The 15,775-nt window shown below is 70.8% G+C and carries 16 protein-coding genes; 4 read left to right on the forward strand and 12 right to left on the reverse strand.

Annotated elements, in window-relative coordinates; all coding sequences use genetic code 11:
- Positions 1-82: 82 nt before the first annotated feature.
- Entirely contained in the window at positions 83-2,512 is a 2,430-nt protein-coding gene (locus G495_RS0109665; RefSeq protein ID WP_028587645.1) for a methyl-accepting chemotaxis protein, read from the reverse strand.
- Between the two features lie 271 nt (positions 2,513-2,783).
- On the opposite strand from G495_RS0109665, the gene G495_RS0109670 reads away from it, so the two are divergent.
- The 3 genes from G495_RS0109670 to G495_RS20390 are packed head-to-tail and all read left to right on the forward strand — an operon-like array spanning position 2,784 to position 5,630.
- Positions 2,784-3,512 carry a (Fe-S)-binding protein gene (locus G495_RS0109670; RefSeq protein WP_028587646.1) on the forward strand — a complete coding sequence of 243 codons (729 nt, stop codon included), beginning with the start codon at positions 2,784-2,786 and terminating at the stop codon, positions 3,510-3,512.
- Positions 3,509-4,963, forward strand: a complete 1,455-nt coding sequence (locus tag G495_RS0109675) for a lactate utilization protein B (RefSeq protein WP_028587647.1) — start codon at positions 3,509-3,511, stop codon at positions 4,961-4,963. Before G495_RS0109670 ends, G495_RS0109675 begins: the two co-directional genes overlap by 4 nt.
- The gene (locus G495_RS20390; protein ID WP_051445247.1) at positions 4,956-5,630 is read left to right on the forward strand and encodes a LutC/YkgG family protein; all 675 of its coding nucleotides are present in this window, start codon (positions 4,956-4,958) and stop codon (positions 5,628-5,630) included. The genes G495_RS0109675 and G495_RS20390 overlap by 8 nt, the downstream gene beginning before the upstream one ends.
- A 113-nt stretch (positions 5,631-5,743) precedes the next feature.
- Here the strand turns inward: G495_RS20390 and thiC are convergent, their stop codons facing one another.
- The 4 genes from thiC to G495_RS0109705 all read right to left on the reverse strand — a co-directional run bounded on the left by thiC (position 5,744) and on the right by G495_RS0109705 (position 9,120).
- Positions 5,744-7,015 carry a phosphomethylpyrimidine synthase ThiC gene (gene thiC, locus G495_RS0109690; RefSeq protein WP_028587648.1) on the reverse strand — a complete coding sequence of 424 codons (1,272 nt, stop codon included), beginning with the start codon at positions 7,013-7,015 and terminating at the stop codon, positions 5,744-5,746.
- A gap of 9 nt (positions 7,016-7,024) precedes the next feature.
- Complete coding sequence (lgt, locus tag G495_RS0109695) at positions 7,025-7,831, reverse strand: prolipoprotein diacylglyceryl transferase (RefSeq protein ID WP_035251639.1); 807 nt, start codon at positions 7,829-7,831, stop codon at positions 7,025-7,027.
- 129 nt (positions 7,832-7,960) lie between these two features.
- Positions 7,961-8,491 (reverse strand): hypothetical protein, encoded by a 531-nt coding sequence (locus G495_RS0109700; RefSeq protein WP_035251642.1) that lies wholly within the window; start codon positions 8,489-8,491, stop codon positions 7,961-7,963.
- A gap of 11 nt (positions 8,492-8,502) precedes the next feature.
- Positions 8,503-9,120, reverse strand: a complete 618-nt coding sequence (locus G495_RS0109705; RefSeq protein ID WP_028587651.1) for a recombination-associated protein RdgC — start codon at positions 9,118-9,120, stop codon at positions 8,503-8,505.
- A 213-nt stretch (positions 9,121-9,333) separates the two neighbouring features.
- On the opposite strand from G495_RS0109705, the gene G495_RS0109710 reads away from it, so the two are divergent.
- On the forward strand, positions 9,334-9,927 hold the full coding sequence (locus G495_RS0109710) for a VOC family protein (protein ID WP_028587652.1): 594 nt from the start codon (positions 9,334-9,336) through the stop codon (positions 9,925-9,927).
- A 357-nt stretch (positions 9,928-10,284) separates the two neighbouring features.
- On the opposite strand, the gene cydB is transcribed toward G495_RS0109710, so the two are convergent.
- From cydB to G495_RS18550, 7 genes are all read right to left on the reverse strand, one after another.
- Positions 10,285-11,313 (reverse strand): cytochrome d ubiquinol oxidase subunit II, encoded by a 1,029-nt coding sequence (gene cydB / locus G495_RS0109715; protein ID WP_035251644.1) that lies wholly within the window; start codon positions 11,311-11,313, stop codon positions 10,285-10,287.
- Between the two features lie 62 nt (positions 11,314-11,375).
- Positions 11,376-12,674: a cytochrome ubiquinol oxidase subunit I gene (locus G495_RS0109720; protein ID WP_028587654.1), complete on the reverse strand. Its 1,299-nt coding sequence runs from the start codon at positions 12,672-12,674 to the stop codon at positions 11,376-11,378.
- 81 nt (positions 12,675-12,755) lie between these two features.
- Complete coding sequence (locus G495_RS0109725; protein ID WP_028587655.1) at positions 12,756-13,958, reverse strand: FprA family A-type flavoprotein; 1,203 nt, start codon at positions 13,956-13,958, stop codon at positions 12,756-12,758.
- An 87-nt stretch (positions 13,959-14,045) separates the two neighbouring features.
- Positions 14,046-14,204, reverse strand: a complete 159-nt coding sequence (rd, locus tag G495_RS21060; RefSeq protein WP_084458101.1) for a rubredoxin — start codon at positions 14,202-14,204, stop codon at positions 14,046-14,048.
- A 36-nt stretch (positions 14,205-14,240) separates the two neighbouring features.
- Entirely contained in the window at positions 14,241-14,621 is a 381-nt protein-coding gene (locus G495_RS0109735) for a desulfoferrodoxin (protein ID WP_028587656.1), read from the reverse strand.
- Between the two features lie 71 nt (positions 14,622-14,692).
- On the reverse strand, positions 14,693-15,268 hold the full coding sequence (rbr, locus tag G495_RS0109740; RefSeq protein ID WP_028587657.1) for a rubrerythrin: 576 nt from the start codon (positions 15,266-15,268) through the stop codon (positions 14,693-14,695).
- An 80-nt stretch (positions 15,269-15,348) separates the two neighbouring features.
- Entirely contained in the window at positions 15,349-15,762 is a 414-nt protein-coding gene (locus tag G495_RS18550; protein WP_035251647.1) for a PilZ domain-containing protein, read from the reverse strand.
- Between the last annotated feature and the right edge of the window lie 13 nt (positions 15,763-15,775).

The raw sequence follows: 15,775 nt of genomic DNA on the forward strand, positions 1-15,775 counted from the left end.
CGTGCGTGGTATAGGGGAATTCCTGTATTCTCGCCCCCCGGCCACGCCCCTCACGGGCCATGCCCCCGGCCATGCCCTCCGGTCACGCGCCCTGGATGCCCCGGACCAGCTCGTGCAGCCTGCGGGCCTGCTCCTCCAGCCCGCTGATGGTCCGCGCGCTGTGGGCCATTTCCTCCAGGGTGTCCCGGGTGATGGCGCTCACGTCCTCCACGGCGCGGCTGATCTCCTCGCCGGCCACGGCCTGCTCCTCGCTGGCGGCGGCAATGGCCTGCACCTGGCGCGCCGTGCCCTCGATGAGCGCCACGATCTCGCGCAGGGCCTGGCCGGAATGGCGCGCCAGCTCCGTGCTCTTTGCCACGGCGGAGAACGCCTCGCGCGTGGCCCGGGCGCTTTCGGCGGTGCCCTTCTGGATGCCGTCCACGGCGGCGGTCACCTCGCGGGTGGCGGTCATGGTTTTTTCGGCCAGCTTGCGCACCTCGTCGGCCACCACGGCGAAGCCCCGGCCCGCGTCGCCTGCCCGGGCGGCCTCGATGGCCGCGTTGAGCGCCAGCAGATTGGTCTGGTCGGCGATGTCCTCGATGACGGTGATGACGTGGCCGATGTCGCCCGCGCGCTGGCCCAGTTCGCGCATGTCGGCGTCCAGGGCCTGGGTGCGCCCGCGCAACTGCTCGATGGACGCGATGACCCGGCCCACGGCGGCGTCGCCCTCCAGGGCCTTGGCCCGGGCGGCGTCGGCGCCCAGGGCGGCGGCCCCCGCGTTTCTGGCCACGTCGCTGGTGGTGGCGCTCATCTGCTGCATGCTGGCCGCCGTGGCCATGGTCCGCTCGTTCTGGCGCCCGGCGCCGCTCTCGGTCTCGCGCACCTGGCGCAGCAGCTCCGTGGCCGCCTCGGAGACCCCGGCGGCGATGGCCCCGGCGTCGCTGGCCGTGCGCGTCATGCGCTCGGTCTGCTCCAGGATGCGCCGCTCCTGGGCGCGGATGGGGGTCAGGTCGAAATACAGGGAAAACACCCCCAGCAGGGCGCCGTCCAGGTCGTAGACCGGGGTGGCGCTGACGCTGACCGTGACCCGGCCCCCGGCGGCGGGCAGCTCCACTTCGCGCTCCTGGCGCGCCTGGGCACGCAGGGCGGCCAGGGAGGTGGTCTCGCGCCCGGGGTCGCCGTGGAAAAACCCGCCCGCGCCCTGGCCCAGGAAGTCCTGCGGCTGGCCGGGCTTGCCCAGCAGGCGCAGCAGGCGTTCGTTGACGAAGGTGATGCACCCCTGGCGGTCGAGGACCAGGCAGGGCAGGGCCACCCCGTCCAGCACGCCCTGGGCAAAGCCGAGCTTCTTCTTGACCTCGGTGAACATGGCCCGCACGCCGTCGGCCAGGGCGGCCATCTCGGCCCGGAAGCGCCCGTCCAGCTCGGCGTGGAAATCGCCGCCGCCCACCCGGGCCAGGAAGCCCTGCACGGCCTCCAGGGGCCGCAGGATCTCCTGGCGCACGAAGAGCAGCGAGGCCGCCCCGGCCAGCAGCGACACCACCAGCCCCGCCGCCACCGCCGCCCAGCGCAGGGCGCGCACCGGGGCGAAGGCCTCGCGGGTGCCGACCTCGGCCACCACGGCCCAGCCCAGCCCGCCGGACTCCAGCGGCGCGAAGGCCGAGAGCACCTCGTGGCCCAGGTAGCCCGTGATGATCCGCGTGTCGGCCCGGCCCGCCAGGGCCGCGCCCACGGCCTCGGTGTCCACGCGGCCCCGGTCCGGCGCGGCGAAGCTGGCGGCCACGCTGCGGCCTGCGGGGTCCAGTCGCGAGGGCGAGCGCATCAGCCCGTCGGGCCCCACGAGGTAGCTCTCGCCGCTTTGGCCCATGCCCCCGGCCCCGGCGGCCATGACCGCGCCGATGGCCTCCAGGGGCAGGCGCAGCACCGCCGCGCCCTGGATCTCGCCGATGTGCGAGCGCACGGGCGCCGCCACGAACATGGCCGGGCGGCCCTCCAGGGCGGGGTAGGGCGCGGCGTCCACCAGGGTCGTCTGCCCGGCCATGGCCCCGGCCCAGGCCCGGGCCAGGTTGGAGTCCGCCAGCAGGGTGCCCTGCTTCAGGTCCTCGCCCAGCTCGCGGCCCCGGAGGTGGCTGTAGTACACCCGCCCGTCGTCGCCCACGAGCAGCGCGTCCTCGAAGCCGAGCACCTCCACGAAGGGCGCGAAGGCCCCGCCCACATAGTCCAGCAGCTCCACGAAGGCCGGGTCGGCCACGTCCATGCGCACCCCGGCCTTGGCCGTGCCCCAGGCGTGGTCGCGCAGCATGCCCAGGGCGTTGTAGACCTCCTTGACCCCCGCGTAGATCGCGGCCTCGTGCGTGAAGCGCGCCAGCAGCGCCTCCAGTTCGTGCAGCCGCGCGTCGCGCACGGAGGTCAACTGCTGGCGCGAGGCCGCGTCCAGGGCGCTGGTGGCCCGCTGCACGCTGAACAGGCCCACCGTGGCCGTGGGCACCAGGCACGCGAGCAGGCTGAAGATCATGAGCTTCATTCGCAGGGTCATCGGGGCTCCTTGGGGTGGTGTTGCGGGCTGGCGGCCCAGGCCCTCCCGTAGCGCATCTGCCGGGCGCCGGGAGCGACATCCTGTGAAGATGCGGTGACGATTTCGCTACGGAGCCTGGCGGGCAAGGCGATTTCGGCGCCCGCCCGGGCGGGGGCGCGGGCGGCGGCCCTGCGCCGGGTGACGCCCCGGTGACGGCCTGGCGGCCTGGCGGGCCGCCCCGGGCGTTGACTTGAGGCCCAAAGAGTTCATACTCCCGGGCCTTGGAGCGCCGATGACACACGCAAGCCTTTTCATTCCCTGCCTGGTGGAGCAGTTCATGCCCGAGGCGGGCGAGGCCGCCGCGCGGGTGCTGGCCCGGGCGGGCGTCCGGGTGGACTGCCCCCGGGGCCAGACCTGCTGCGGCCAGCCGCTGTACAAGTCCGGCCACGGCGACCAGGCCCGGGCCCTGGCCCTGCGGTTCCTGCGCCTGTTCGCACAGGCCGAGGCCGTGGTCGCGCCCTCGGGCTCGTGCGTGCACATGGTGCGCGCGGTCTACCCCGGGCTGCTGGCCGACGACCCTGCGGCCCACGCCGAGGCCCTGGCCCTGGGGGCGCGGACCTTCGAGCTGACGGAATTCCTGGTGCGCCGCCTGGGGGTGACCGACCTGGGGGCGCATTTCGCGGGCACCGTGGCCTACCACGATTCCTGCCAGGTGGGCCGGGCCCTGGGCGTGCGCGCCGAGCCGCTGGCCCTCTTGCGCGCCGTGAAGGGCCTGACCCTGGCCGAGGTGGCGGACGCCGACCAGTGCTGCGGCTTCGGCGGGCCCTTCGCCGTACAGTTCGAGACCGTGTCCGCCGCGCTTTTGGGCGACAAGCTGGACGCCCTGGCCGCCAGCGGCGCCACGGCCCTGACCGCCGCCGAGCCGAGCTGCCTGCTGCACCTGCGCGGCGGCCTGCAAAAGCGCGGGCTGGACCTGCCCGTTGTGCATATCGCCCAGATCCTGGCCTCGGAGGCGCCATGAGCCCGCAGACCCCCTTTCGCGCCGCCGCCGCTGCGGCCCTGGCCGACGCCCGGCTGCGCGCGACCCTGAAAAGCGCCGTGGCCGTGTTTCGCGGCAACCGCGCCCGGGGCCTGGCCCTGCTGCCCGAGGCCGAGTTCGAGGCCCTGCGCGAGCGTGCCGCCGAGGTCCGTCGCCGCTGCCTGCGCTCGCTGCCCGCGCTGCTGGAGCGCCTGGAGCACAACGTGGTCGCCCTGGGCGGGCACGTCCACTGGGCGCGCACCGGCGCCGAGGCCAACGCGATCGTGGCGGACATCGCCGCCGCCGAGGGCGTACGCCTGGCCGTCAAGGGCAAGTCCATGGTCACCGAGGAGACGGGCCTGAACGCCGCCCTCGAAGCCCGGGGCGTGGAAGTGGTGGAGACCGACCTGGGCGAGTGGATCGTCCAGCTCGCGGGCGAGAAGCCTTCGCACATCGTGGCCCCGGCCATGCACAAGGACCGTCGCGAGGTCTCCGAGCTGTTCCACGCCCACCTGGGCGAGCCCCTGTCCGACGACATCCCCGAACTGACCCTCATGGCCCGCCGCGCCCTGCGCGCCAAGTTCCTGGCCGCCGACATGGGCATCACCGGCGCCAACATGGCCGTGGCCGAGACCGGCAGCCTCGTCCTCGTGGAGAACGAGGGCAACATCCGCATGAGCACCACCCTGCCGCGCGTCCACGTCGCCGTCATGAGCATCGAGAAGGTCGTGGCCACCCTGGACGACATGGCCGCCCTGCTGGCCGTGCTGCCGCGCAGTTGCACCGGGCAGACCCTGTCGTCGTATACCTCGGTCCTCTCCGGGCCGCGTCGCCCGGGCCAGGCCGACGGGGCCCGTGCCTTCCACCTTGTGCTGCTGGACAACGGGCGCTCGGGCATCGTGGCCGACCCGGCCATGCGCGACGTGCTGGCCTGCATTCGCTGCGGGGCCTGCATCAACGTCTGCCCGGTCTACGCCCAGGTGGGCGGACACAGCTACGGCTCGGCCTACTGCGGACCCATGGGCTCGCTGCTGGCGCCGCTTTTGGCCCGCGCCCAGGGCGACCCCGGGGCTGCGGCCCTGGCCGAGCTGCCCTTTGCCTGCACCACCTGCGGGGCCTGCGCCGCGGTCTGCCCCGTGCGTATCGACCATCCGCCCCTTTTGCTGGAGCTGCGCCGCCGCGCTGCCGCCGCGCCACAGACCGCCGCCCTGGCGCCCCTGGGCCCGCGCGCCGCCGCCGCCTTTGCCCGGCTGGCCGCGCGGCCCGGGCTGTGGCGCGCCGCCGCCGCCGCCGCCCGCACCCTGGACCCCGGCCTGCGCCTGGCCCGCTGCCTGCCCGGCGTGGGCGCGGCCATCGCCCTGTGGGCCCGCAGCCGCAGGCCCCCGCGCCTGTGCAAGCCGTTTTCCGCCCGCTGGGGCCGCCTGCGGCGCACCCTGGAGGACCACCATGGCTGACGCCCGCAGCGAAATCCTCATGGCCCTGCGCCTGGCCTTGACCGACTGCCCTGACCCCGGGCCCGCGCCCCGGCCCGGGGCCAGCGAGGCCTTCGGCCCCGACGATCCGGCGGCCCTGGCCGCAGCCTGCGCGCGCTGCGGCGTGCGCCTGCTGCCCGTGCCCGACTGGGCCGGGGCCCGCGCCGCCGTGGCCGGGCTGCTGCGCGAGCTCGGCGTGCGCAGCGCCGCCATCCAGGACCACCCCGACCTCGCGCCCCTGGACCTGCCCGGCCTGTGCGCCACCCTGGGCGTCGAGGTCATCCCCGTCCGCGAAGAGTCCATCCGCGACCTGGCCCGGGCCGACATCGGCATCACCTCGGCCCTGGGCCTGCTGGCCGAGTCGGGGTCCATCCTCGTGGCCGCCGGGGCCGACGCGCCGCGCAGCATCTCGCTGTTGCCCGAAACCCACCTCGCTGTGGTGCCCCCGGGGCGCACCGTGCCGGGCATCGCCAACCTCGCGCCCCTGCTGCGCGCCCTGGCCGACGCCCAGGGCCACCTGCCCTCGGCCCTGCACGCCATCACCGGCCCCAGCTCCACAGGCGACATCGAGATGGTCGTGGTCAAGGGCGTCCACGGCCCGGTGCGCGTGGCGGTGGTGGCCGTGGGCCTGGAGGGCGGCGCAGGCTAGGCGCGGGGGCTGCGGCCCCCCCTGGTGCCGGGCCCGCAACGAAAACGGCCTCCCCGCGCGCTGGCGCAGGGAGGCCGTCTTGTTTCCGGCTCGCGGGAGGGCTGGCCCCCGGGCTATTTCTTGAAGTCGCGCAGCATCTTCACGGCGCAGTACTCGCCGCACATGGCGCATTCCTCGCGGTCGGCGTGGGCCTGGCGGCGGTGGCGGACCATGGGCGGGTCCAGGGCCAGGTCGGCCATGGCCTTCCAGTCCAGGGCCGCGCGGGCGCGCGAGATGTCCAGGTCGCGGCGTACGGCCAGGGGACGGCCCAGGGCGTTTTCCGCGCTCTGGGCGGCGATGCGCGAGGCCAGCACGCCCTGGCGCACGTCCTCGCCGTCGGGCAGGGTCAGGTGCTCCGCCGGGGTCAGGTAGCACAGGAAGTCCGCCCCGAAGTAGGCGGCCATGGCCCCGCCGATGGCCCCGGCGATGTGGTCGTAGCCCGGGGCGCTGTCGGTGGTCAGCGGGCCGAGGACGTAGAGCGGCGCGCCGTGGCACAGGCGCTTGATGCCCTGGATCTGGGCCTGCACCTGGTGCAGCGGCACATGCCCGGGGCCCTCGATCATCACCTGCACCCCGCGCGCCCAGGCCCGGCGGGTCAGCTCGGCCAGCACCACGACCTCTTCCCACTGCGCGGGGTCGCCCGCGTCGCAGCCCGCGCCCGGGCGCATTCCGTCGCCCAGGGACAGGGTCACGTTGTGGCGCACGGCGATGTCCAGCAGCTGGTCGTAGTGCGTGAGCAGCGGGTTTTCCTGATTGTGGGTCTTCATCCAGCGCACGGTGATGGACCCGCCGCGCGAGACCACGCCCAGCACGCGCCCGGCCTCTTCCACCAGGGCCGCCGCGCGGCGGGTCACCCCGCAATGCACGGTCATGAAGTCCACGCCCTGCTCGGCCTGGCGCTCGATTTCCTCCAGCAGTTCCTGGGCGCTGAAGCTGGCGGGGTCCTCCTTGGCGCGGATGTACTTCTGCACGCAGCCGTAGAGCGGCACTGTGCCCAGGGGCAGGGGGCTCGCGGCCAGCATTGCGGCGCGGATGGCGTCCAGATCGCCGCCGGTGGACAGGTCCATGACCGTGTGCGCGCCGCTGGCCTCGGCGATCTGGAGCTTCAGGATTTCCTTGTCCGGGGCCTCCACGAAGGGCGAGGTGCCGATGTTGGCGTTGACCTTCACCGTGGCGGGCTGGCCGACCAGGGTCGGCAGGACCCCGGCGTGGGCCGGGTTGGCCAAGAGCACCATGGTGCCGTCGGCGATGGCCTGGCGGATCAGTTCGGGTTCCAGGGCTTCGCGCTTGGCCAGCGCGGGCAGGTGCTCGTCCAGAAGTCGCGTGAGAACGGGATTGTTTGGCATGGCCTCGAATTATGTTGCGGGTTGGCGCGGGCCCCGGGAATAGGCCCGCCAGAGCAGGAAGACCCCGTACAGGGCCAGGGGGATGGACAGGAGCTGGCCCATGGTCAGCCCGCCCGTCAACAGGCCCAGATGGGCGTCGGGCTCGCGGAAGAACTCCACCGCGAAGCGGAACGTCCCGTATCCGGCGGCGAACAGCCCCGACACGGCGCCCTCGGGGCGCCTGCGTGCGGAGAACCACCAGCACAGGGCGAACAGCACGACGCCCTCCAGGGCGAATTCATAGAGCTGGGAGGGGTGGCGCGGGTAGGGCCCGGCCTCCCAGCCCGGGAAGATCATGGCCCAGGGCGCGTCGCTCACGCGGCCCCACAGCTCGCCGTTGATGAAGTTGCCGATGCGCCCGGCCCCCAGGCCCAGGGGCACCAGCGGGGCGATGAAGTCCGACACGGCGAAAAAGCTTTTGCCCGCGCGCCGGGCAAAGAGCCAGAAGCAGACGAGCACCCCCAGCAGCCCGCCGTGGAAGGACATGCCGCCCTCCCACAGTCGTACGATGCGCAGCGGGTCGGCCAGGTAGGCCATGGGCTCGTAGAAGACCACGTAGCCCAGCCGCCCGCCCAGGATGACCCCGAGCATGAGCAGCGCCACCAGGTCGTCCACCTGGGTCCCGCTCCAGCCCGAGCCGGGGCGCGAGGCGCGCCAACGCCCCAGCCCCCAGCCGCCCAGGAAGCCGATCATGTACATCAGCCCGTACCAGCGCACGGCCAGCGGACCGACGGCCACGGCCACGGGGTCGAAATGGGGGAAGGTCAGGGCGAGCATGGGCGGCTCCGGCGGGGCGGGCGGGCTGACGGTTGTAGAAGTCCTGTTCGCGGGGTGCGAACTGCGGCGGGCTGGCGGCGCAGACAAGCCGGGGCCCGCCGACGGGGGCAGGCGCCCGGCGGCGGCGCGCTAGGCGTCCTGGGCCATCCAGCGGCCCACGGCGGCGGCCTCCTCCTTCCAGCCCCCGGAGAACCGCAGGGCCAGGAACTCCAGGAACACGCAGTCCAGGAAGGCCAGCCCGCGCTCCATGAGGTACATCTTTTCCAGGAAGGCCGAGTCGGGGTCTTCGCCCTCCTCGCGCCGGGTTTCCACCTTGGGGGTCTTGAAGGACGACAGGCTGAAGTCCTCGGCCTTGAGGGTCGCGGTCCACTGCTCGGCGTCGGCCTCGATGCGCACCAGGGCCTTGGAGACCTTCTTGCCCATGGCCAGCCCGATCTTGGCCTCGCGCAGCTCGCTGAGTAGCCCGCTGACCGAGGTCGTCTCCTTGGCGTCGCCCTCCCCGCCGGTGACGGACACGCGCTGCTCCATGAACAGCGCAAAGGGTTCGCCGGAGTCGGCCTTGAAGCGCCCGGCCTGCGACTCGCTCTTGTACCACATCCAGGTCAGGAACTCCTGGCCCAGCACGATGTCCGTCATTTCCCCGAGATATGCGTGTTCCATGCGCCCTCCGGCTAGACGAAGATGGTCGGTTCAAGGTCTTCCAGGGCGCTGGCGCGCTCCTCGCCCAGCCGGGCCAGGGCCTGGTAGTAGGGCGTCATGGGCTCCAGGTGCAGGTCGAAGGTCATGGTGAACATGTCCTCGAACAGCGCGCGCAGCTTGCTCTGGATGGAGGCCAGGTAGACCACGCCGCTGGTGGTGTTCCAGACCACGTCGAACTGCGCGGGGATGGGCAGGGTCCGGGCCATGAGCCGCAGCTTGGTCTGCTCCTTAAGCTCGGTCTTGCGGTCGCGCGAGACATAGGCCTTGCCCTTGGTCTGCTCCATGCGCGCCATCTCGTCGGCCAGGGCCAGGGCCAGGTGCTTCTTGAACACCGCCGGGGAGACGCGCCGCGTATCCAGGCGCAGGCCCATGGTGATGAATTCGCCCTTCTGCGGCGGGGCCGTGCGCCAGTCGGCGTCGAGCATGTCGTCGAAGGCCACCCAGCCGAAGGAGCGCTCATCGGACGTGTGGTCGATGTCCTTGAAGGCGTTGCGGCGCAGCCGGTCGGCGATCTCGGGCCACAGGGTGTCCGGGATCTCCTCGATGATGCGGTAGCGCGTGAAGCTCGCGCTGGCGGAAAGAAAGCCCACGGTGGATTCTCCTTGTTCGTCCGGGCGGGGGAGGGGCGGCGGCCCGGGGCGGGTGCGCCCCCTGGGGCCCGCCCCTTCCTTACCCTTCGGCGCGCCCGCGGGCAACCCCAAAGCCGGGGCGCGGCCCGGGGCGCGTTGCCGCCGCCCGCGTTTTGCCGTAGCCTGGGGCTGACCCCTCCCCCCAACCAGGGCCGCGCGCCCGACGGAGCCGCTATGCCCCGCTACAACGGCATCAACCACCTGGCCATGGTCACCGGCGACATGGATGCCACCGTGCGCTTCTGGCGCGATCTGCTGGGCATGCGCCTGGTGGCGGGCCTGGGCCGCCCGGGCTACCGCCACTACTTCTTCGAGATCGATGGCCGCGACATGATCGCCTTCTTCGAATGGCCCGGGGCCCGGCCCCTGGAGATGAAGGACCACGGCGTTCCCGTGCGCGGGCCCGCGGGCTTCGACCATGTGGCCATCGGCGTGGCCAGCGAGGAGGACCTGCATGAGGTGCGTGCCCTGCTGGCGGCCTCGGGCTGCGAGCCCTCGCCGGTCATCGACCACGGCTTCATCCACTCGGTCTACTGCTTCGACCCCAACATGATCCCCATCGAATTCTCCTGGGCCGTGCCCGGGGCCGACCCGCGCGCGCGCCCGGTCATGGCCGACAGCGCCCCGGGCGGCCCCGCCGCCGAAGGCCCGGACCCCCAGCCCGGCCACTGGCCCCCCGCCGGGCCGCAAACCGAGGACGACCGCGAGGTCTACCCCGGCGAAGGCCTGGAACTGCTCGACCCCGCGCGCAACGCCTGGCGCCGCTGAGGCAGCGGGGGGGCGGCGGAGGCAAGGGAAGCGAGAGAGGGGGGCGGGGGAGGCTTTTTCTGGCGCCAAAAGTCTCCCCCGCCCCCCTCTCTCGCGCTCTCTCCCCCCACCCCCGCCAAAATGCGCTCTCGCGGGAGGCTTTTGGGCGTCGTGCGCGGGGGCAGGGAAGAACCCGGAACTGGGGGGCTGTGGGGAGGGGCGAGGCCTTTCGGAGTGGCCGTTGGGAAGGGGAACGGCCTGGGCGCGGGCTTCGGCGAGGAGCAGCGGGAGGCGGAGAATTTTTTTGGGCCCCGGAATGGAACCGGCCTCCCTCGCACGGGCGGGGGAGGCCGGTTTGGTGTTGGGTGCGGGGCGGGCCTAGTAGGCTTCCTCGTAGTCCAGGTGCTCGTCGGTGATCTTGTGCGAGAAGGTCCGGTAGACCCAGAACTGGTAGGCGATGACGATGGGCACCATGACCAGGGCCACGCCGAGCATGATCTTCAGGGTCAGCGGGCTGGAGGCCGAGTTGAAGATGGTCATGGACCACCCGGGGTTGAGGGACGAGGGCAGCAGGGCCGGGAACAGGCCGACCACGCCGAACATGGTCACGCCGACGATGAACGTGGCGCTGGCCACCCAGGCGCGGACCATCTTCCCCGCGCCCAGGGCCGGGCGGATGGCCACCAGGGCCGCCACCGTGCCCACCGGGATGGCCAGCAGCAGCGGGGTCTTCAGGTAGTTGTTGAACAGGACGGTATCCACGGCGGTGTAGGCCAGGAAGAGCACCGTGCCGATCACGGCGATGGGCCAGGTCTTGATGGCCGTGGCCTGGGCGCGGTCGTGCAGGGCGCCCTGGCTCTTGATGGCCAGCCAGATGGCCCCGTGCTGCACGAACAGCACCACGAAGACCACCCCGCCCAAGAGGCCGTAGGGGTTGAGCAGTTGCAGCAGCCCTTCCTGGTTCACGCCCTGGGCGTCGATGGGGATGCCCCGGAAGATGTTGGCAAAAGCCACGCCGAGCAGCAGCGCCGGGGCGAAGGAGCCCACGAAGTGGCAGGCGTCCCACACCTTGCGCCAGGCCTCGGAGTCCACCTTGGAGCGGAACTCGAAGGACACCCCGCGCAGGATCAGCGCGAACAGCAGCAGGAACAGCGCCGCGTACATGCCCGAGAACAGCACGGCATAGGCCGCCGGGAAGGCCGCGAAGGTCACGCCGCCCGCCGTGATCAGCCAGACCTCGTTGCCGTCCCAGAAGGGCCCGGCGGCGTTGTAGATGGTCCGGCGTTCGGTTTCATTTTTGGCGATGAAGGGCAAAAGCGTGCCCATGCCCAGGTCGAAGCCGTCGAGCATGAAGTATATGGCCCACAGCAAGCCCCACAACAGGAACCATATGGTTTCGAGAATCATGGTCGCATCCCTCGCTGGTTGCGGTTGTTCCGATGGTCGCCTTGGCTACGCGGGGCGGGGCCTCACGCGGGCCCCTTGCGGGCGTACTTGAAGAGCAGGAAGATATCCACCGCGCCCAGCAGCAGGTACATGAGCGTCAGCGCCACCAGCGACACGGCCACCTGCGAGGCCGCGATGGGCGACACGCCCTCGGAGGTGCGCATCAGCCCGTAGACGATCCACGGCTGGCGCCCGACCTCGGCCACGATCCACCCGAACTGGTGCGCCAGATAGGGCAGGGGGATGGCGTAGACCAGCGCCTTGAGCAGCCAGGGCACCTGGGTCAGCCGGTTGCGGAACAGCCAGGCCAGGGCCGCCAGGCCCACGAACAGCGTGCCCAGCCCGACCATGGCCCGGAAGGCCAGGAAGGTCAGGGCAACCGGGGGGCGGTCCTGCGCGGGCACGTCGTTCAGGCCCATGACCACCGCGCTGGGGTCGTTGTAGGCCAGGAAGGAGAGCAGCCCGGGCACCGGCAGAGCCTCCACGAGGTTGCCCTCGCCGCCGAAATTGGGAATCTGCAAGAGGTACATGGGCGCGTTGGCCTGGGTCTCCCAGTGCGACTCCATGGCCGCCAGCTTCACGGGCTGCACCCGGGCCACTTCGTTGCCGTGCAGGTGGCCCTGGGCGGCGGTGAGCACCGAGAAGATCAGCGCGGCCCACATGCCCATGCGAAACGACTTGGTGAAGAAGTCCACGTTGCTGCGGCGCAGCAGATGCCAGGCCGAGATGCCCATGATGAAGAACCCGGCCAGGGTCAGCGCGCCGGGGATGACGTGCAGGAACTGGTTCCACCCGAAGGGGTTGGTGATGACGTCGAAGAAGTCCGCCAGTTCGGCGCGGCCGTTGCGCAGCACGTAGCCCACGGGGTTCTGCATGAAACCGTTGGCCAAAAGGATCCACAGGGCCGAGGTGTTGGCGGCGATGGCCACGATCCAGATGCAGGCCGCGTGCAGCTTGGGCGAGAGCTTGTCCCAGCCGAAGACCCACACGGCGATGAAGGTGGACTCCAGGAAGAAGGCCACCGTGGCCTCGATGGCCAGAAGCGAGCCGAAGATGTCGCCCACATAGGCCGAATAGCGCGACCAGTTGGTGCCGAACTGGAACTCCAGGGTGATGCCCGTGACCACGCCCAGGGCGAAGTTGATGAGGAACAGCTTGCCCCAGAACTTGGCCATGCGTTTGTAGGTCTCGTCGCCGCTGGTGACGTACTTCGTCTCCATGATCGCCACCATGATGACCAGCCCCAGGGTCAGCGGCACGAAGATGAAATGGAACATCGTCGCTGCCGCGAACTGGAGCCTGGAAAGAAGCAGTGCGTCCATAGGGCACCCCCCCCGGGAAGAATGTTGCGGAATGTATTGCCGCCGGTCGGGGAGGGCCCGCAGGGCCCTCCCCGGCGCGGATTACAGTTTTGCCTTCAGGGTCCGGCCCACGGCCCGGCCCAGATCCACGCACTGGTCCAGCACCGCCCGGTCGGGCACGTGCTTGACCTTCACCGCCGGGTCCACCACCTCGAAGCTCATGTCCGCGAGCCACTGGGTGATGATCTTCACGCATTCGCCGCTCCAGCCGAAGGAGCCGAAGGCCGCGCCGACCTTGTTCTGGGGCCGCAGGCCCTTCATGTAGGTCAGCAGGTCGGCCACCAGGGGCAGGATGCCGTTGTTGTGCGTGGGCGAGCCCACCACCACGGCCCCGGCCTGGAAGATCTCGGTCATCACCTCGCTGTGGTGGAAGCTCTTGAGGTGCATCACGCGCACGGACACGCCCTCGTCCATGAGCCCGTCGGCCACGGCGTGGGCCATGCGCTCGGTGGAGTGCCACATGGTGTCGAAGACGACCACGGCCCGGTTGGCGGGCTTCTGGGCCGCGAATTCGGCGTAGGTGTCCAGGGCGAAGTCCACCATCTCCTTGCCGCGGAAGATCAGCCCGTGGTCCGGGGCGATCATGTCGATGTCCAGGCCCATCTCGGCCACGGTGGCCAGGGTTTTTTCCACCACCGGCGAGTACGGCGTGATGATGTTGGCGTAGTATTCGGTCATCCGCCGCTTGAGGTGGGCGCGGTCGATCTGGTCGGCGAAGCGCTCGGAGGAGGCGATGTTCTGGCCGAAGGCGTCGTTGGCGATGAGCAGTTTGTCTTCGGGGATGTAGGAGAGCATGGAGTCGGGCCAGTGCAGCATCCGGGTTTCCAGGAAGTGCACCGTGCGCCGGCCCAGGCTCAGGGTGGAGCCGGATTTCATGGCCTGCACGGGCCAGCCCGTGGTGTCGAAGTGGGCCTCCATGGCCCGCTGGCCCATGGGCGAGCAGAAGACCTTCTCGGGCTTGCAGGCCGCGATGAGCTCGGGCAGGCAGCCGCTGTGGTCGGGCTCCAGGTGGTTGGCCACGATGTAGTCGATCTTGCAGGGGTCCACCACCTGGGACAGGCACTCCAGGAACTCGTCCTTGAAGGGCGCCTTCACGGTGTCGAACAGGGTGATCTTCTCGTCGAAGACGAGATAGGCGTTGTAGGTGGTGCCGAAGCGGGCCAGGGAGTAGCCGTGGAAGTCGATGTTGTTCCAATCGACCGCCCCGACCCAGTGGATGCCGTCTTTGATCTGTACGGGTCGCATGGGTGTCTTGCCTCTATGTGCTGGCGCGCGCGGCGCCGTGGTGCCGGATGGGGAAGGCGGCGGGGCGCTCGCCCCGCCGCCTGACGGTTATTCCTTTTCGAACTGGTCCTTGGGGGCGCCGCATACGGGGCAGACCCACCCTGCGGGCAGCTTGTCGAAGCTGGTGCCCGCGGGGACGTTGGAATCCGGGTCGCCCTCGGCGGGGTCGTAGACATAGCCGCAGATGGTGCAGACGTATTTGTCCATCGGTGTTTTCCCGTGCTGTTGGCTTGAGGTTGCGGGCTAGGCCTCGGCCTTCCACAGGCCGTGCAGGTTGCAGTACTCGCGCGCCGTGACCTTGGCGGCCTTGGTGCAGAAGGTCGCCACGGGGGTGTCGCCGGGGGCGAGCTGCTTGCGCATGACCACGCCGTCGGCGATGAGCTCGATCCATTCGATCCAGTGCTTCTCCTCCATGGGGTGCAGCACGCTGCCGACGCTGACCTTGTAGCCGTCGGCGGTCTTCTCGATGACCGGGACGTGCTTTTCCTTGGCCGCGTCCACGGTGTTCTCCTTGAACAGCTTCATGGGTTCGCCGCAGCACACCAGCTCACCGCCGCCCGCATGGACGACCTCGACGATATTGCCGCACGCGGCGCATTTGTAGATTTCCAGCAGTTCAGGCATGGGGTCCTCCTTGGTCTTGGAGGGGTGTTCCCTCCATTGGTTCAAGTGATATTAGTTCCTATTAGCTTTGTCTACCAGTTTTTGCAAAGAATCTCAAAGAAGGCCCGGGGATGCGCGCAGGCCGGGCACTCGTGCGGCGGCTCGGTGCCGTCGTGGACATAGCCGCAGTTGATACAGCGCCAGGCGGCCTTGGCGGGCCGGGAGAACACGCCGTTCTTCTCGATGTTGGCGATGAAGCCCCGGTAGCGCTCCTCGTGGAAGGCCTCGGCCTTGGCGATGGCGCGCATGGCCGCCGCCACGGGCCCGAAGCCCTCCTCGTCGGCCACATGGGCGAACTCGGGGTACATCTCCTCCCACTCGTGGCGCTCGCCCTCGGCGGAGGCGTAGAGGTTCTCCAGGGTCGTGCCCAGCTTGCCCGCCGGGTAGGCCGCGCTGATCTGCACGTCGCCGCCTTCCAGGAACTTGAACAGGCGCTTGGCGTGCTCCTTCTCCTGGAGGGCGGTCTCCTGGAACACGCGCTCGATCTGCACGTAGCCGTCCTTCTTGGCGATGGACGCGAAGTAGTCGTAGCGGTTGCGGGCCTGGGATTCGCCTGCGAAGGCGATCAGGATGTTCTTCTCCGTCTTGGAGCCTTTGAGGGGTTTCATGGCCGGAACCTCCTTGGATGGACCGCCCGGCGAGGCGGTGGGTTGTTGGGGGGAAAGGGAAAAATGCCAGCAACACCAGTCTATAGCGCCTCCGGGGAGGGGTGGCAACCCGTCCCGGGGCCCGAGGCCGAGCCGCCGTCGAGCAGGCATTGCAGGTCGAAGACGCCGAAGGGCAGCTCCTGGTCGAAGGCCATGCCGAAGTCCGCCCCGGCCTGCCAGCGCACCACCCCGGCGCGCCGGGCGTCGCCCGCGGGCACCCCGGAAAAGCGCGTGTCCAGGACCAGGGTCTGGCCCTGGGCCGGGGCGGGCAGCCCGTCGCGCGGGCGCAGCCTGGCGCCGCCGGAGCTGATGTCCACGATGATCGCCTCGCGTACGGCGTTCTTCAGGTGCAGGGCGCAGATGTGGGTCAGGCCGTAGGCCTTGAGGGTGATGCGCGGGTGGCGCCTGCGCTCGGCGTCGTCGCCGGGCGCGGCGTCCTGGTCAAAAGGGGTCATTGTTTGGGCCTCC

Source organism: Desulfocurvus vexinensis DSM 17965 (assembly GCF_000519125.1).
In the GTDB taxonomy this organism is placed as follows: domain Bacteria; phylum Desulfobacterota; class Desulfovibrionia; order Desulfovibrionales; family Desulfovibrionaceae; genus Desulfocurvus; species Desulfocurvus vexinensis.

Excerpts from the sequence above, each read along its gene's own strand:
- G495_RS0109665 (WP_028587645.1), bottom strand. The coding sequence starts at position 2,512 with ATGACCCTGCGAATGAAGCTCATGATCTTCAGCCTGCTCGCGTGCCTG.
- G495_RS0109670 (WP_028587646.1), top strand. The coding sequence starts at position 2,784 with ATGACACACGCAAGCCTTTTCATTCCCTGCCTGGTGGAGCAGTTCATG.
- G495_RS0109675 (WP_028587647.1), top strand. The coding sequence starts at position 3,509 with ATGAGCCCGCAGACCCCCTTTCGCGCCGCCGCCGCTGCGGCCCTGGCC.
- G495_RS20390 (WP_051445247.1), top strand. The coding sequence starts at position 4,956 with ATGGCTGACGCCCGCAGCGAAATCCTCATGGCCCTGCGCCTGGCCTTG.
- thiC (WP_028587648.1), bottom strand. The coding sequence starts at position 7,015 with ATGCCAAACAATCCCGTTCTCACGCGACTTCTGGACGAGCACCTGCCC.
- lgt (WP_035251639.1), bottom strand. The coding sequence starts at position 7,831 with ATGCTCGCCCTGACCTTCCCCCATTTCGACCCCGTGGCCGTGGCCGTC.
- G495_RS0109700 (WP_035251642.1), bottom strand. The coding sequence starts at position 8,491 with ATGGAACACGCATATCTCGGGGAAATGACGGACATCGTGCTGGGCCAG.
- G495_RS0109710 (WP_028587652.1), top strand. The coding sequence starts at position 9,334 with ATGCCCCGCTACAACGGCATCAACCACCTGGCCATGGTCACCGGCGAC.
- cydB (WP_035251644.1), bottom strand. The coding sequence starts at position 11,313 with ATGATTCTCGAAACCATATGGTTCCTGTTGTGGGGCTTGCTGTGGGCC.
- G495_RS0109720 (WP_028587654.1), bottom strand. The coding sequence starts at position 12,674 with ATGGACGCACTGCTTCTTTCCAGGCTCCAGTTCGCGGCAGCGACGATG.
- G495_RS0109725 (WP_028587655.1), bottom strand. The coding sequence starts at position 13,958 with ATGCGACCCGTACAGATCAAAGACGGCATCCACTGGGTCGGGGCGGTC.
- rd (WP_084458101.1), bottom strand. The coding sequence starts at position 14,204 with ATGGACAAATACGTCTGCACCATCTGCGGCTATGTCTACGACCCCGCC.
- G495_RS0109735 (WP_028587656.1), bottom strand. The coding sequence starts at position 14,621 with ATGCCTGAACTGCTGGAAATCTACAAATGCGCCGCGTGCGGCAATATC.
- rbr (WP_028587657.1), bottom strand. The coding sequence starts at position 15,268 with ATGAAACCCCTCAAAGGCTCCAAGACGGAGAAGAACATCCTGATCGCC.
- G495_RS18550 (WP_035251647.1), bottom strand. The coding sequence starts at position 15,762 with ATGACCCCTTTTGACCAGGACGCCGCGCCCGGCGACGACGCCGAGCGC.